Source organism: Pseudomonas sp. GW821-FHT01C01 (assembly GCF_059422645.1).
Genome location: NZ_JBWKXF010000022.1, coordinates 39,054 through 53,643, shown reverse-complemented (window position 1 = coordinate 53,643; position 14,590 = coordinate 39,054). Strand labels below are relative to the sequence as shown.

Below are 14,590 nucleotides of genomic sequence, written 5' to 3'. Positions count from 1 at the left end.
TTCGCAAACTCGCGGGCCCATTCGCTGGCAAGCCAGCTCCTACAAAAAGCAATTTGATCCACAAGTTATAAAACGAGCGGTACACAGCTTTTTCGTCAACTTTGGAGTGTTTACAACAATGGCTAAAATCGTCGACATCAAAGGTCGTGAAGTTCTCGACTCCCGTGGCAATCCCACCGTGGAAGCGGACGTGCTTCTCGACAACGGCATCATCGGCAGTGCCTGTGCGCCGTCCGGTGCTTCCACTGGCTCGCGTGAAGCGCTCGAGCTGCGTGATGGCGACAAGAGCCGTTACCTGGGCAAGGGCGTCCTCAAGGCCGTCGCCAACATCAACGGTCCGATCCGCGACCTGTTGAAAGGCATGGACCCAAGCGACCAGAAAGCGCTCGATCTGGCAATGATCAAGCTCGACGGTACTGAAAACAAAGGTTCCCTGGGCGCCAACGCGATCCTCGCCGTTTCCCTGGCCGCGGCCAAGGCAGCAGCACAGGACCAGGACCTGCCGCTGTACGCTCACATCGCCAACCTGAACGGCACCCCGGGTGTTTACTCGATGCCGGTTCCGATGATGAACATCATCAACGGCGGCGAGCACGCCGATAACAACGTCGACATCCAGGAATTCATGGTTCAGCCAGTTGGCGCCAAGTCTTTCTCGGAAGGTCTGCGCATGGGCACCGAGATTTTCCACCACCTCAAAGCCGTGCTGAAGGCCCGTGGCCTGAGCACTGCCGTCGGTGACGAAGGTGGTTTTGCGCCAAACCTGGCTTCCAACGAAGACGCTTTGAAAGTGATCTCCGAAGCCGTGGCCAACGCCGGTTACAAGCTGGGCACTGACGTGACCCTGGCGCTGGACTGCGCCGCGAGCGAATTCTACGAAGACGGCAAGTACAACCTGTCCGGCGAGGGCCAGGTGTTCACTGCCGAAGGTTTCGCTGACTACCTCAAAGGCCTGACCGAGCGTTACCCGATCATCTCCATCGAAGATGGCCTGGACGAGTCCGACTGGGCTGGCTGGAAGATCCTCACTGACAAGATCGGCGAGAAGACCCAACTGGTAGGCGACGACCTGTTCGTAACCAACACCAAGATCCTGAAAGAAGGCATCGACAAAAAGATCGCCAACTCGATCCTGATCAAGTTCAACCAGATCGGCACCCTGACCGAAACCCTGGAAGCCATCCAGATGGCCAAGGCTGCTGGTTACACTGCCGTGATCTCGCACCGCTCTGGCGAAACTGAAGATTCGACCATTGCCGACCTGGCCGTGGGCACCTCGGCTGGCCAGATCAAGACCGGTTCCCTGTGCCGTTCCGACCGCGTTTCCAAGTACAACCAACTGCTGCGTATCGAAGAGCAGTTGAACGGCAAAGCCAAGTACAACGGTCGCGGCGAGTTCCGCGGCTGATTGTTAAATGGTAAAAAGTCAGCGGATTGTGTCGGAAAAATCGCTACAGCGACGTTTTTGCCACTAATCTGATGCCTTATAAGCACAAGCCTGGTTCTTCCAGGCTTCGTGCTATCAGAAGCTTCACGTTTGGCATGGCTGTCTTTTTTCACTGGATACCTGATATTCGATGCGCAGTCCCAATTGGTTGTTCCTCATTCTGCTTTTGTTGCTGGCTGGCCTGCAGTACCGCCTGTGGGTGGGAAATGGCAGTCTGGCGCAAGTGGCCGAGTTGACGCAGCAGATTGCGGATCAGCAAGCTGAGAACCAGGCATTGCTGGAGCGCAACCGGGTAATGGACGCCGAAGTCAGTGAGTTGAAAAAGGGCATGGAGACCGTTGAAGAACGGGCTCGCCATGAGTTGGGCATGGTCAAGGACGGTGAAACCCTTTACCAGTTGGCGCAATGAACCCGACGTTACCGGCCTTCTGGGCCGTGATTCCTGCCGCGGGCGTCGGTGCCCGTATGGCCGCGGACCGTCCCAAGCAATACTTGCAACTGGGCGGGCGCACTATTCTCGAACACAGCCTTGGCTGTTTCCTTGATCACCCTGGCCTGAAGGGCCTGGTGGTCAGTGTTGCACTTGACGATCCTTATTGGCCGAACCTGGCGTGTGCCAGTGATCCGCGTATTGCGCGGGTCGAGGGCGGCGCCGAGCGTTCGGGGTCGGTGCTCAATGCGTTGCTGCACTTGCACGCGCAGGGTGCCGACAATGAGGATTGGGTGTTGGTCCACGATGCCGCGCGGCCGAATCTCAGTCGTGACGATCTGGACAAGTTGCTGGCCGAGTTGGCTGACGATCCTGTCGGCGGGCTGCTGGCGGTGCCGGCACGGGATACGCTCAAACGGGTCGACAAGCAGGGTCGGGTGGTCGAAACCGTGGATCGCAGTGTGATCTGGCAAGCCTACACGCCGCAGATGTTCCGACTTGGGGCGTTGCATCGGGCTTTGGCGGACAGTCTGGTGGCCGATGCCGTTATTACCGACGAAGCTTCGGCGATGGAGTGGGCCGGTTCGGCACCACGCCTGATCGAAGGGCGATCCGATAACCTCAAGGTTACGCGTCCCGAAGACCTTGAGTGGTTGCGTCAGCGTTGGGCCAATCGCCGCTAAGTTGTGCGGCAATCAACTTTGAGACCGCGTCGCGCCTTTCGCGAGCAAGCCCGCTCCCACATTTGATCGGTGTTGCCCGCAATTTTTGTGAGCAAGACTGTTCCCCTGTGGGAGCGGGCTTGCTCGCGAAAGCGCCGTTTCAGTCAGCCAATCTGTCACTGAGAAACACTGGTGGTTCTAACCCCGATACTCCGGCCTCTCAGCCAACCCCTCCTTCAAGTAATCCACCAACTTGCGCACCTTCGGCGACAAATGCCGTTGCTGCGGATACAGCGCCCAAACCGCTGTGTTCGGCGGTTGATGCGCCTCCAGCAACGAAATCAACGCGCCGCTATGCAAATGTTCCAGCACGTAATAGTCCGGCAACTGACACAGTCCTACGCCTTGTAGCGCGGCATCCAGCACCGCTTGTCCACTGTTGCAGCGCCAGTTTCCCTGCACCCTTTGCGAAAACTCCCGCCCGTTCTGTTCCAGTTGCCAGAGGTCCGAGCTGCCGATGAGGCAGTTGTGACGACTGAGTTCTGACAGGCTGTGTGGGCGACCGTAGCGCTCAAGGTAAGAAGGCGAGGCGCAGAGAAACATCCTTCGTGGTGCAAGGCGGGTGGCCACCAATCGTGAGTCCTGCAAACGCCCGAGGCGAATTGCCAGATCGAGGCCGTCGTGCACCAGGTCGAGTTGCCGGTTGGTTAGTTCGATATCGATGCGCAATTGCGGATACAGCCCCATGAAACGTGTCACCAGCGGCACGATAAAGCGCTCGCCATATGCCACGGCGCAGGTCATGCGCAGCATGCCCTTGGGTTCGCTGGTCAAGTCGCCGACCGCTCGCAATGCTTCTTCCCGCCCATCCTGCAAGCGCTGACAATGTTGCAGGAAGGTTTGCCCGGCTTCGGTCAGCGTGACCCGGCGGGTACTGCGATAAAGCAGGCGGGTTTGCAGGCGCTCTTCAAGGCGGACGATTTGTCGGCTGACGTGGGAGGAGGAAACGCCCAGGCGCTCCGCAGCAGCGGTGAACTGGCTGCATTCGGCGACGGCGACGAATTCGTCTATGCCTTCCCAGCGGTTTTCGGACATTGGGGATTATCCCTGTGTGGCAATAATATTTTGCATTTGTCTCGATTATTCATCTTGCGGCTGTGTATTACACTCCCCTGACTCGTTTTTATTCACTGGAGAATCCCATGATCAAGTCGCGCGCCGCCGTTGCCTTCGAGGCCAAGAAACCTCTGGAGATCGTTGAAGTCGATGTCGCCATGCCCAAGGCCGGCGAAGTGTTGCTGCGCGTGGTGGCCTCCGGTGTCTGCCATACCGATGCCTACACCCTGTCCGGTGCGGACCCGGAAGGTATCTTCCCGTCGATCCTCGGTCACGAAGGCGGGGCGATTGTCGAGGCGATCGGTGAGGGCGTGACCTCCGTTGCGGTGGGCGACCATGTGATCCCGCTGTACACCCCGGAATGCCGCCAGTGCAAATTCTGTCTGTCAGGCAAAACCAACCTCTGCCAGGCGATTCGCGCGACCCAGGGCAAAGGTCTGATGCCGGACGGCACGACTCGTTTTTCCTACAAGGGCCAGCCGATTTTCCACTACATGGGGACTTCGACGTTCTCCGAGTACACCGTGCTTCCGGAAATCTCCGTGGCGAAAATCGCCAAGGAAGCGCCACTGGAAAAAGTCTGCCTGTTGGGCTGCGGTGTCACCACGGGCATCGGTGCAGTGCTCAATACCGCCAAGGTGAAGCCGGGTGATACCGTGGCCATTTTCGGCCTCGGCGGCATTGGTTTGTCCGCTGTCATCGGCGCCGTGAAAGCCAAGGCTGCGCGGATCATTGCCATCGACATCAATCCGGCGAAGTTCGAGATTGCCAAGCAACTGGGTGCAACCGACTGCGTGAACCCGAAAGACTTCGAACGCCCGATCCAGGAAGTCATCGTCGACATGACCGATGGCGGTGTCGACTTTTCCTTCGAGTGCATCGGCAACGTGCAACTGATGCGTGCAGCGCTGGAGTGCTGCCACAAGGGTTGGGGCGAGTCGGTCATCATCGGTGTTGCCGGTGCTGGTCAGGAAATCTCCACCCGTCCGTTCCAGTTGGTCACCGGCCGCGTCTGGCGTGGTTCGGCGTTCGGTGGCGTACGTGGCCGCACCGAGTTGCCGAGCTATGTGGAAATGGCCGAGACCGGCGAGATTCCGCTGGATACCTTCATCACCCACACCATGGGCCTGGAAGATATCAACAAGGCGTTTGACCTGATGCATGAAGGAAAAAGCATCCGTTCCGTCATCCATTTCTGAGGTCGGACATGAGCCTGGAAAACATTTCCTGCCAGAAAAGCTTCGGCGGCTGGCACAAACGCTATCGCCATCGCTCGGAAGTGCTCGGTTGTGACATGGTGTTCGCCGTCTACCTGCCGCCACAGGCGGAGCAGGGCGGCAAGCTGCCGGTGTTGTACTGGTTGTCCGGCCTGACCTGCACCGACGAGAATTTCATGCAGAAGGCCGGCGCCATGCGCATGGCCGCCGAGTTGGGGCTGATCATCGTCGCGCCGGACACCAGTCCTCGCGGTCCTGACGTGCCGGGGGATCCGGATGGCGCCTGGGACTTCGGCCTCGGCGCCGGTTTTTACCTGAATGCCACCCAGGAACCGTGGTCGCGACACTATCGGATGCATGACTATGTCGTGCAGGAATTGCCGGCATTGGTCGAAGCCCATTTCCCAGCGTCGGACAGACGCGGCATCAGCGGCCATTCCATGGGTGGCCACGGCGCGCTGGTCTGCGCTTTGCGCAATCCGGGGCGTTATCTGTCGGTGTCGGCGTTCTCGCCAATCAACAATCCGATGGATTGCCCGTGGGGGCAGAAAGCCTTTTCCCGCTATCTGGGAGAAGACCGTTCGAAATGGCGCGAATGGGATGCCTGTGCATTGATTGCCGAGGCTGATGAAAAGCTGCCGTTGCTGGTCGATCAAGGAGATCGCGACGATTTTCTCGCCAATCAACTCAAGCCGGAAGCCTTGCAACAGGCGACCAAACTGGCCGGTCACCCGCTGACGTTGCGCCTGCAGCCCGGCTATGACCACAGCTATTTCTTCATCGCCAGTTTCATCGATGAGCACTTGCGGCATCACGCGCATGCTCTGGTTGGCTAATGCAGGTAGAATCACGCCCTGACAAACATCGGGGCGTTTTTTTATGCGTATTGGCCACGGCTATGATGTGCACCGTTTCGCTGAAGGCGATTTCATCACTCTGGGCGGCGTGCGCATTGCACACAGCTTCGGGTTGCTCGCGCACTCTGACGGTGACGTCCTCTTGCACGCCTTGAGCGATGCCTTGCTCGGCGCAGCGGCGCTGGGAGACATCGGCAAGCATTTCCCGGATACCGACCCGCAATTCAAGGGCGCCGACAGCCGCGCGCTGTTGCGTCACGTCGTCGCACTGGTCCATGCCAAAGGCTGGAAAGTCGGCAATGTCGATAACACCATCGTCGCCCAGGCGCCGAAAATGGCCCCGCATATCGAATCGATGCGCGCGCTGATTGCCGCGGATCTTCAAGTAGAGTTGGATCAAGTGAACGTGAAAGCTACCACCACCGAAAAGCTCGGCTTTGTCGGTCGCGAAGAAGGCATTGCCGTGCATTCCGTTGCCTTGTTGCTGCGCGCATGAACGAACTGCAATTGCTCGGCCCGCGGGCTTACGGTGAGGCCCTCGGCACAGCGGTCCTGAAAGCGATCGCGGAAGATTTCCAGGTTGACGAAGTGCTCGACATTCCCCTGAGTGGCGAAGGCGAACACCTGTGGATCTGGGTGGAAAAGCGCGGCCTGAATACTGAAGAAGCTGCGAGGCGGATTGCCAAGGCTGCGGGTGTGCCACTGCGCACCGTCAGTTATGCCGGGCTCAAGGACCGTCAGGCGTTGACTCGCCAGTGGTTCAGCGTGCAATTGCCGGGCAAGGCCGATCCTGATCTGTCGGCCGCGGAAAACGATACGCTGAAGATCCTCAAGACCGTCCGCCACAAACGCAAACTGCAACGCGGCGCGCACTCGGCCAATGGTTTTACGTTGCGCCTGACTCAATTCGCCGGCGACAAGTCTGCGCTTGAAGAGCGTCTGCAACTGATCGCCAAACAAGGCATCCCCAATTATTTCGGTGCTCAGCGTTTCGGCCATGATGGCGGTAACGTGGTCGATGCTCGCACCTGGGCCGCACGCAAGGCCTTGCCGGAGCAGCGCAACGTGCGCTCGCGGCTGCTCTCCACGGCGCGCAGTTTTCTGTTCAATCAGGTGTTGGCCGCGCGTGTCGCCGATGGCACCTGGCAGCGTGCCCAGGTGGGCGATCTGCTGGCGTTCACCGACAGCCGCAGCTTTTTCCCGGCAGGTGAGGCTGAGTGCAGCGACCCGCGCCTGGCGATTCTCGATCTGCACCCGACCGGTCCGCAGTGGGGCGAAGGTGACTCGCCGGCCACGGGCGTTGTCCATGAACTGGAGCAGGCCATCGCCGCACGCGAAGCGGATTTGCGTGATTGGTTGATCAATGCCGGTATGAGCCACGAACGTCGCATCCTGCGGCTGCCCATTGGCGGGTTGACGTGGCATTATCCCGAGCCTGACATTCTGCAACTGGAATTCGTCCTGCCGGCCGGATGTTTCGCCACCGTATTGGTGCGTGAACTTGTTGATCTGGTGCCGGTGGGGCAGACGGACAGCCCATGCGTATTCTGATTTCTAACGACGATGGGGTAACCGCACCCGGTCTCGCCGCGCTTTATGCTGCGCTGGCGGATTACACCGAATGCGTGGTTATCGCCCCGGACCAGGACAAAAGCGGCGCCAGCAGTTCGCTGACGCTCGATCGTCCGTTGCACCCGCAAACCCTGGCCAACGGCTTTATCAGCCTCAATGGCACGCCAACCGATTGCGTGCACCTGGGCCTCAACGGCCTGCTGGAGCGCGAAGCGGACATGGTGGTTTCCGGTATCAACCTGGGCGCAAACCTGGGGGACGATGTCCTGTATTCCGGTACGGTGGCGGCGGCTCTTGAGGGGCGTTTCCTGAAACACCCTTCGTTTGCCTTTTCGTTGGTCTCACGACAAGTAGAGAACCTACCCACTGCTGCCTATTTCGCGCGCAAACTGGTCGAAGCCCATGCTGACCTGGAACTGCCACCGCGTACGGTACTGAACGTGAACATTCCCAATTTGCCGCTGGACCGTATCCGCGGTATCCAGTTGACTCGCCTGGGCCATCGCGCCCGTGCCGCGGCACCGATGAAAGTGGTGGATCCGCGGGGCAAGTCCGGTTACTGGATCGCGGCGGCCGGGGATGCCGAAGACGGTGGCCCGGGTACCGATTTCCATGCGGTGATGCAGGGTTATGTTTCAATCACGCCGTTGCAACTCGATCGCACGTTCAATGATGCCTTCAGAAGTCTGGACGGCTGGCTGGAGGGACTGCGCTGATGAGTCGCGAACAAGACGATATGCTGCGTCGCGGCATCGGCATGACCTCCCAGCGAACCCGGGAGCGGCTCATCCAGCGCCTGTATGAAGAAGGCATCTCCAACGCCAGGGTGCTGGAGGTCATTCGCCGGACCCCGCGTCACCTGTTCGTCGACGAAGCGCTGGCGCACCGTGCCTATGAAGACACGGCGCTGCCGATCGGTAACAACCAGACCATCTCCCAGCCTTATATGGTGGCGCGCATGAGCGAGCTGCTGCTGGAGGCCGGTCCCCTCGACAAGGTGCTGGAGATCGGCACCGGGTCGGGCTATCAGACGGCGGTCCTGTCGCAACTGGTCGAGCGTGTGTTCTCGGTCGAGCGCATCAAGGTTCTGCAGGATCGGGCAAAGGAGCGCCTGGTTGAACTGAACCTGCGCAACGTGGTGTTCCGCTGGGGCGATGGTTGGGAGGGCTGGCCGGCACTGGCGCCGTACAACGGGATTATCGTCACTGCAGTGGCGACCGATGTGCCCCAGGCATTGCTTGATCAGTTGGCACCGGGAGGGCGAATGGTGATCCCGGTCGGGGCCGGCGAAGTCCAGCAATTGATGCTGATCATTCGCGAGGAGCAAGGCTTTTCCAGGCATGTTCTGGGGGCTGTACGCTTCGTGCCATTGCTCAATGGGCCACTGGCCTGAGCATTTGTTCCGACACGCTGAATTCTCTTCGATTGCCTTTGTCTTACAGCGGCATCGTTCAGTTGAACGGGATTCATCGTCAGACAGCAAACGTGTGCGCGACACCGATTCGCCGCATTAAAGGTAAAGCGTGCACGGCCCGTTATACTTGCGACAGTTCATGCCGGACTCCGGTATTTCACATTTTCAGCCACCACAAAGGGAGCGGCGGGTGAGTCTCACAGTCATTGCGCAGCGTATGAGTAAAACGAGCTTTCAGCGCCTGGTGACTGGCCTTGTCTTGAGCACCTTGCTGGTCGGTTGTTCCAGCAACAAATCCAGTGATGTGCGTGTCCTGGACCGCAACAATGCTGCGGCCCAGCGTCCGGCCGTGACCACGGGGCAATACGTCGTTCGCCCCAAGGACACGCTGTTCTCCATCGCCTTCCGTTACGGCTGGGACTACAAGGCCCTGGCGGCACGTAACAATATTGCTGCGCCTTACACCATCCATCCGGGTCAGACGATTCGCTTTGATGGTCGTACCGATTCAACGTCGACGGCGGTGGTCAGTTCGTCCAGTTCAACACCTTCGTCTTCGAGTAAAACCACGGTCATTCGTCGTCCGGTAAACGGTGCGACCACCAGCACAACGACGGTTGTACCGTCCGTCGCGAACAAGCCGGCACCCGCTCCGTTGCCCCCTCCCGGGCCAGCCCCGACCGGCTGGGGATGGCCATCTAATGGCATTCTGATCGGGAAATTCTCTTCAAACGGTAGTTTGAATAAAGGAATTGATATCGCCGGAGATTTGGGACAGCCTGTTTTAGCTGCGTCTGATGGGACGGTGGTATACGCCGGGAGTGGCTTAAGGGGCTACGGCGAATTGGTAATCATCAAACACAGCGAAACCTACGTAAGTGCCTACGGACATAACCGCAGGCTGTTGGTTCGGGAGGGGCAGCAGGTCAAGGTTGGACAGTCAATTGCCGAAATGGGGTCAACGGGTACAGACCGGGTGAAACTGCATTTTGAGATTCGCCGCCAAGGTAAACCTGTAGATCCGCTGCAATTCCTGCCACGTCGTTGATCGCTTACCAGCCTGTTCCGTCTCGTAGAGGGGACAGGCTCCAGCGTTGCCAGGGATAAAGGCGCCGCTTGAGCTTGAGGTCGAACTCACCAAAGGACTATAACAATGGCTCTCAGTAAAGAAGTGCCGGAGTTTGACATCGACGATGAGGTTCTCCTGATGGAGAGCAGCATCGATACGGATTCGATGTCGAATGATGAAGGGGCGGCTCCACCTTCCGTTCGTGCCAAATCCAAACACTCCGCATCGTTGAAACAGCACAAGTACATTGACTACACGCGGGCACTTGATGCCACGCAGCTGTATCTCAATGAAATTGGTTTCTCTCCCCTCCTTTCACCCGAAGAAGAAGTTCATTTTGCGCGCCTGTCGCAAAGTGGCGATCCGGCCGGGCGCAAGCGCATGATTGAAAGCAACCTGCGGCTGGTGGTGAAAATCGCCCGACGCTACGTCAATCGTGGGCTGTCGCTGCTGGACTTGATCGAAGAGGGCAACCTCGGCTTGATCCGGGCGGTGGAGAAGTTCGATCCGGAACGCGGTTTCCGCTTTTCGACCTACGCGACCTGGTGGATTCGCCAGACCATCGAACGCGCAATCATGAATCAGACCCGGACCATCCGGTTGCCGATTCATGTGGTCAAAGAGCTGAACGTGTACCTGCGGGCCGCGCGGGAGCTGACGCAAAAACTCGACCATGAACCCTCTCCCGAAGAAATCGCCAACCTGCTGGAAAAACCGGTAGGAGAGGTCAAGCGTATGCTCGGCCTTAACGAGCGGGTTTCTTCGGTCGACGTCTCGCTGGGTCCGGATTCGGATAAAACCCTGCTGGATACCCTGACTGACGACCGCCCAACCGATCCATGCGAACTGTTGCAGGACGACGACCTGTCCCAGAGCATCGATCAATGGCTCTCGGAATTGACCGACAAGCAACGCGAAGTGGTTGTACGCCGCTTCGGTCTGCGCGGCCATGAAAGCAGTACCCTTGAAGACGTAGGCCTGGAAATCGGCCTGACCCGGGAGCGGGTCAGACAGATTCAGGTGGAAGGCTTGAAGCGGCTGCGCGAGATCCTGGAAAAAAATGGTCTGTCGAGCGAGTCGCTGTTCCAATAAGGCACTCACTGCGATGGCATAAGAAACCCCGACCTGCTCGGGGTTTTTTTTGGTTGCGATTCAAAGGATTTACTCCGATCCAGTGTGGGAGCGGGCTTGCTCGCGAAGGCGGTCTAACCGGCAACATTGATGCTGAATGTGATGGCCTCTTCGCGAGCAAGCCCGCTCCCACAGGGTGGTGTTTTGTCTGGCAGGTCTATTTCGCGTTAGCTCGGGATTTTGGTTTCGTGTTGTAAGCCTCGGCTTACTCTTGCGTAAGTGTTCGTTATTTTTACACCCTGACAGTCGTCTATGCCGAATGTTGTATGCATTTATCTTTATGATTTATATAACTATTTTTTATTATTTATGATGTGTGACAGACAGGTTTCGCGCCAATGGGCGATTGATTCCGGAGAGGAAAACTCTAGTATTCAGGTTGTGTCGACGGACAGACACGTCCTTCAAGGATGAGGGAAAAGGATATTGCGGGACGCGATTCATCAGGACGATGAAAAGGAATACAGGGAATAGGGAAGAAGTGTGGGCGGGTCAAACCGCCCCCTTTTTTTTGCCTGCAGAAAAGCAAAAAGGCCCTTGTGGGGCCTTTTTAGGGAACGCGGGGGTAATCAGCGTTCGAGGTGTTCGATCTTGTCTTTCTTGCCATCCCACTCGGCGGAATCTGGCAGCGGATCCTTGCGTTCGGTGATGTTTGGCCAGATATCGGCCAGCTCTGCGTTCAGCTCAATGAAGTTTTCCATGCCGGACGGAACCTCATCTTCAGAGAAGATAGCCACAGCAGGGCATTCAGGTTCGCACAGCGCGCAATCGATGCACTCATCCGGGTGAATCACCAGGAAATTCGGGCCTTCGTAAAAGCAGTCCACCGGACAGACTTCTACGCAGTCGGTGTACTTGCACTTGATGCAGTTGTCGGTGACGACGAAGGTCATTTCTAATTTTCTCCTCAGGCGCGGCTTGCTGCGCCCCTTCTCGTAGGGGTCGCCAGGTTTGGGAGCGATAGTCTGCTGGTCAGGCTATTAGCCAGCAGCATCCCAAACCGCGCGAGATTCTAACAGCTTGCAAGCCGCTGCGTTAGATCCGTGTCTTTAGTGTATAGAGCATTTCGAGAGCACGGCGTGGCGTCATGTCGTCCAGATCGAGCTTGGCCAGTTCATCCAGCACCGGGTGCGGCAGACTGGCAAACATGTCGCTTTGCTGTGGAGCAGCCGGTTTACCTTTGGCAGGTGCTGGCGACTCATGGGGCAGGGCGGTGTCTTCCAGGCGGCTCAAATGCTCGCGGGCACGGGTAATCACCTCACTCGGTACGCCTGCCAGCTGCGCAACGGCCAGGCCATAACTCTGGCTGGCAGGGCCGGGCAGCACGTGGTGCAGGAACACGATGCGTTCATTGTGCTCGGTGGCATTGAGGTGCACGTTGGCCACCAGCGGCTGGGCTTCCGGCAGGACGGTCAGTTCAAAGTAGTGGGTGGCGAACAGCGTGTAGGCACGCAGATGCGCCAGGCGTTCGGCCGCCGCCCATGCCAGGGACAGACCGTCGAATGTGCTGGTGCCGCGCCCGACTTCATCCATCAGTACCAGGCTGCGCTCGGTGGCGTTGTGCAGAATGTTCGCGGTTTCGCTCATCTCCACCATGAAGGTCGAGCGCCCGCCGGCCAGGTCATCGCTGGAACCGATCCGGGTGAAGATGCGATCGACCAGCGACAATTCGCAACTGGCCGCTGGCACGAAGCTGCCGATGTGCGCCAGGAGCACAATCAAAGCGGTCTGGCGCATGTAGGTGGATTTACCGCCCATGTTCGGGCCGGTGATCACCAGCATGCGCGTGTTGTCGTCCAGGCTCAGGTCGTTGGCCACGAACGGCGTGGTCAGCACCTGCTCGACCACCGGATGGCGGCCCTGGCTGATGCGCATGCACGGTTCGCTGACGAAGCGCGGGCAGTTCAGGTCAAGGTTCAGCGCACGTTCGGCCAGGTTGCTCAAGACGTCCAGCTCGGCCAGGGCGCCGGCGGTGTCCTGCAACGGTGGCAACTGGGCAATCAGGTCTTCGAGCAGTGCTTCGTACAGCATCTTCTCGCGGGCCAGGGCGCGGCTCTTGGCTGACAATGCCTTGTCTTCGAACGCCTTGAGTTCCGGCGTAATGAAACGCTCGGCGCCTTTGAGCGTCTGGCGGCGAATATAGTCGGCCGGTGCCGACTCCGCTTGCTTGCTTGGCAGCTCGATGAAGTAACCGTGGATGCGGTTGTAGCCGACCTTCAGGTGGGACAGGCCGGTGCGGGCCTTTTCCCGTGCTTCGAGGTCGATCAGGAATTGTCCGGCGTTTTCGCTGAGCGACTGCAGTTCGTCGAGTTCGCTGTCATAGCCGGTTTTCAGCACGCCGCCGTCACGAATGACCGCGGGCGGGTTGTCGATGATGGCTTTTTCCAGGAGTGCCGCCAGTTCCGGGTAGGTGCTGGTGATGCTGGCGAGTTGCTGGAGGTGCGGGGCTTCGAGCTCCGTCATTGCCACTTGCAGCTCGGGCAGTGCGCCGAGGGCGTCACGCAAGCGGGCGAGGTCGCGTGGGCGGGCATTGCGCAGGCCGATCCGCGCAAGAATCCGCTCGATGTCACCGATTTCCTTGAGCTGCGGTTGCAGTCTTTCGAAACGGTAACCGTCGAGCAGGCACGTGATTGAGGTCTGACGCGCCAACAGCACCGTCAAATCGCGTAACGGGCGATTCAGCCAGCGGGTCAGCAGGCGGCTGCCCATGGCGGTCTGGCAACGGTCCACCACCGATTGCAGAGTGTTGTCGCGGCCGCCGGCCAGGTTGGTGTCGAGCTCCAGGTTGCGACGGCTGGCGCCATCGAGCACCACGGTGTCGTCCAGGCGTTCATGACGCAAGCTGCGCAAATGGGGCAGGGCGGTGCGCTGGGTTTCTTTGGCGTAGGCCAGCAGGCAACCGGCGGCGCCGATGGCCAGGGTCAGGTTTTCGCAGCCAAAGCCTTTGAGGTCCTGGGTCGAGAATTGCTGGCACAGGCTTTTGAGCGCCGAATCGCGCTCGAAATCCCACGGCGCACGGCGACGCACACCGCGGCGTTTTTCCGCCGGCAAGTCCTTGGGCCAGTCATCCGGGATCAGCAGTTCCACGGGATTGACCCGCTCCAGTTCCGCCAGCAGGTTTTCCCACCCCTTGATTTCCAGCACGCTGAAGTTGCCACTGGTGATATCCAGCACCGCCAGGCCGAACAGGCGCTCATCGCCCAGGACGGCGGCGATCAGGTTGTCGCGTCGCTCATCGAGCAGCGCTTCGTCACTCACCGTCCCCGGCGTGATGATGCGCACGACCTGCCGCTCTACCGGTCCTTTGCTGGTGGCCGGGTCGCCGACCTGCTCGCAGATCACCACCGACTCGCCAAGCTTCACCAGTTTTGCCAGGTAACCCTCGGCGGCATGGTAAGGAATCCCGCACATCGGAATCGCCTGGCCAGCCGACTGCCCGCGGGCGGTCAGGGTGATGTCCAGCAACTTCGCAGCCTTCTTCGCGTCTTCATAGAAGATCTCGTAGAAGTCGCCCATGCGGTAGAACATCAGCTGGTCCGGGTGCTGGTTTTTCAGGCGCCAGTACTGCTGCATCATCGGGGTGTGGGAGGACAGGTCGGAGACGGCTTTATTCATCGGATTGTCAGGAAGCTCGTTGAAAGAGGTGGGGCAAAAGCAGGGCAACGGCCGGGCTTT

Annotated in this window: 14 protein-coding genes; 11 read left to right on the top strand and 3 right to left on the bottom strand. The window is 59.0% G+C overall.

The window, feature by feature from the left end:
* The first annotated feature begins 118 nt into the window (after positions 1-118).
* From eno to ispD, 3 genes are all read left to right on the top strand, one after another.
* Positions 119-1,408: a phosphopyruvate hydratase gene (gene eno / locus AC07XF_RS15450; RefSeq protein ID WP_008019783.1), complete on the top strand. Its 1,290-nt coding sequence runs from the start codon at positions 119-121 to the stop codon at positions 1,406-1,408.
* Positions 1,409-1,577: 169 nt separating this feature from the next.
* On the top strand, positions 1,578-1,856 hold the full coding sequence (gene ftsB / locus AC07XF_RS15445) for a cell division protein FtsB (RefSeq protein WP_007970710.1): 279 nt from the start codon (positions 1,578-1,580) through the stop codon (positions 1,854-1,856).
* Entirely contained in the window at positions 1,853-2,560 is a 708-nt protein-coding gene (gene ispD / locus AC07XF_RS15440) for a 2-C-methyl-D-erythritol 4-phosphate cytidylyltransferase (RefSeq protein ID WP_495027162.1), read from the top strand. Before ftsB ends, ispD begins: the two co-directional genes overlap by 4 nt.
* Positions 2,561-2,737: 177 nt before the next feature.
* On the opposite strand, the gene AC07XF_RS15435 is transcribed toward ispD, so the two are convergent.
* Positions 2,738-3,634, bottom strand: a complete 897-nt coding sequence (locus AC07XF_RS15435) for a LysR family transcriptional regulator (RefSeq protein WP_495027161.1) — start codon at positions 3,632-3,634, stop codon at positions 2,738-2,740.
* 107 nt (positions 3,635-3,741) lie between these two features.
* On the opposite strand from AC07XF_RS15435, the gene AC07XF_RS15430 reads away from it, so the two are divergent.
* From AC07XF_RS15430 to rpoS, 8 genes are all read left to right on the top strand, one after another.
* Entirely contained in the window at positions 3,742-4,854 is a 1,113-nt protein-coding gene (locus AC07XF_RS15430) for an S-(hydroxymethyl)glutathione dehydrogenase/class III alcohol dehydrogenase (protein WP_495027160.1), read from the top strand.
* An 8-nt stretch (positions 4,855-4,862) separates the two neighbouring features.
* Positions 4,863-5,708, top strand: a complete 846-nt coding sequence (fghA, locus tag AC07XF_RS15425) for an S-formylglutathione hydrolase (protein WP_495027159.1) — start codon at positions 4,863-4,865, stop codon at positions 5,706-5,708.
* Positions 5,709-5,751: 43 nt separating this feature from the next.
* Entirely contained in the window at positions 5,752-6,225 is a 474-nt protein-coding gene (ispF, locus tag AC07XF_RS15420; RefSeq protein ID WP_007970721.1) for a 2-C-methyl-D-erythritol 2,4-cyclodiphosphate synthase, read from the top strand.
* A complete protein-coding gene (truD, locus tag AC07XF_RS15415; protein WP_495027158.1) occupies positions 6,222-7,280 on the top strand; it encodes a tRNA pseudouridine(13) synthase TruD in 1,059 nt (352 codons plus the stop codon). Before ispF ends, truD begins: the two co-directional genes overlap by 4 nt.
* Entirely contained in the window at positions 7,268-8,017 is a 750-nt protein-coding gene (surE, locus tag AC07XF_RS15410) for a 5'/3'-nucleotidase SurE (RefSeq protein ID WP_495027157.1), read from the top strand. The genes truD and surE overlap by 13 nt, the downstream gene beginning before the upstream one ends.
* Before the next feature lie 41 nt (positions 8,018-8,058).
* Positions 8,059-8,694, top strand: a complete 636-nt coding sequence (locus tag AC07XF_RS15405) for a protein-L-isoaspartate(D-aspartate) O-methyltransferase (protein WP_172435346.1) — start codon at positions 8,059-8,061, stop codon at positions 8,692-8,694.
* Between the two features lie 211 nt (positions 8,695-8,905).
* A complete protein-coding gene (locus AC07XF_RS15400; protein WP_495027156.1) occupies positions 8,906-9,763 on the top strand; it encodes a peptidoglycan DD-metalloendopeptidase family protein in 858 nt (285 codons plus the stop codon).
* 105 nt (positions 9,764-9,868) lie between these two features.
* A complete protein-coding gene (gene rpoS / locus AC07XF_RS15395) occupies positions 9,869-10,876 on the top strand; it encodes an RNA polymerase sigma factor RpoS (RefSeq protein ID WP_007990225.1) in 1,008 nt (335 codons plus the stop codon).
* Positions 10,877-11,484: 608 nt separating this feature from the next.
* Here rpoS and fdxA read toward each other — a convergent pair.
* Positions 11,485-11,808 (bottom strand): ferredoxin FdxA, encoded by a 324-nt coding sequence (gene fdxA / locus AC07XF_RS15390; RefSeq protein ID WP_495027155.1) that lies wholly within the window; start codon positions 11,806-11,808, stop codon positions 11,485-11,487.
* A 142-nt stretch (positions 11,809-11,950) separates the two neighbouring features.
* Positions 11,951-14,530, bottom strand: a complete 2,580-nt coding sequence (mutS, locus tag AC07XF_RS15385; RefSeq protein ID WP_495027154.1) for a DNA mismatch repair protein MutS — start codon at positions 14,528-14,530, stop codon at positions 11,951-11,953.
* Positions 14,531-14,590 lie beyond the last annotated feature (60 nt).

What these genes read in the sequence shown, in the direction of transcription:
- surE (WP_495027157.1), top strand. Translation starts at nt 7,268, where the DNA reads ATGCGTATTCTGATTTCTAACGACGATGGGGTAACCGCACCCGGTCTC.
- ispF (WP_007970721.1), top strand. Translation starts at nt 5,752, where the DNA reads ATGCGTATTGGCCACGGCTATGATGTGCACCGTTTCGCTGAAGGCGAT.
- ftsB (WP_007970710.1), top strand. Translation starts at nt 1,578, where the DNA reads ATGCGCAGTCCCAATTGGTTGTTCCTCATTCTGCTTTTGTTGCTGGCT.
- fdxA (WP_495027155.1), bottom strand. Translation starts at nt 11,808, where the DNA reads ATGACCTTCGTCGTCACCGACAACTGCATCAAGTGCAAGTACACCGAC.
- AC07XF_RS15435 (WP_495027161.1), bottom strand. Translation starts at nt 3,634, where the DNA reads ATGTCCGAAAACCGCTGGGAAGGCATAGACGAATTCGTCGCCGTCGCC.
- AC07XF_RS15405 (WP_172435346.1), top strand. Translation starts at nt 8,059, where the DNA reads ATGACCTCCCAGCGAACCCGGGAGCGGCTCATCCAGCGCCTGTATGAA.
- truD (WP_495027158.1), top strand. Translation starts at nt 6,222, where the DNA reads ATGAACGAACTGCAATTGCTCGGCCCGCGGGCTTACGGTGAGGCCCTC.
- AC07XF_RS15430 (WP_495027160.1), top strand. Translation starts at nt 3,742, where the DNA reads ATGATCAAGTCGCGCGCCGCCGTTGCCTTCGAGGCCAAGAAACCTCTG.
- eno (WP_008019783.1), top strand. Translation starts at nt 119, where the DNA reads ATGGCTAAAATCGTCGACATCAAAGGTCGTGAAGTTCTCGACTCCCGT.
- fghA (WP_495027159.1), top strand. Translation starts at nt 4,863, where the DNA reads ATGAGCCTGGAAAACATTTCCTGCCAGAAAAGCTTCGGCGGCTGGCAC.
- rpoS (WP_007990225.1), top strand. Translation starts at nt 9,869, where the DNA reads ATGGCTCTCAGTAAAGAAGTGCCGGAGTTTGACATCGACGATGAGGTT.
- mutS (WP_495027154.1), bottom strand. Translation starts at nt 14,530, where the DNA reads ATGAATAAAGCCGTCTCCGACCTGTCCTCCCACACCCCGATGATGCAG.
- ispD (WP_495027162.1), top strand. Translation starts at nt 1,853, where the DNA reads ATGAACCCGACGTTACCGGCCTTCTGGGCCGTGATTCCTGCCGCGGGC.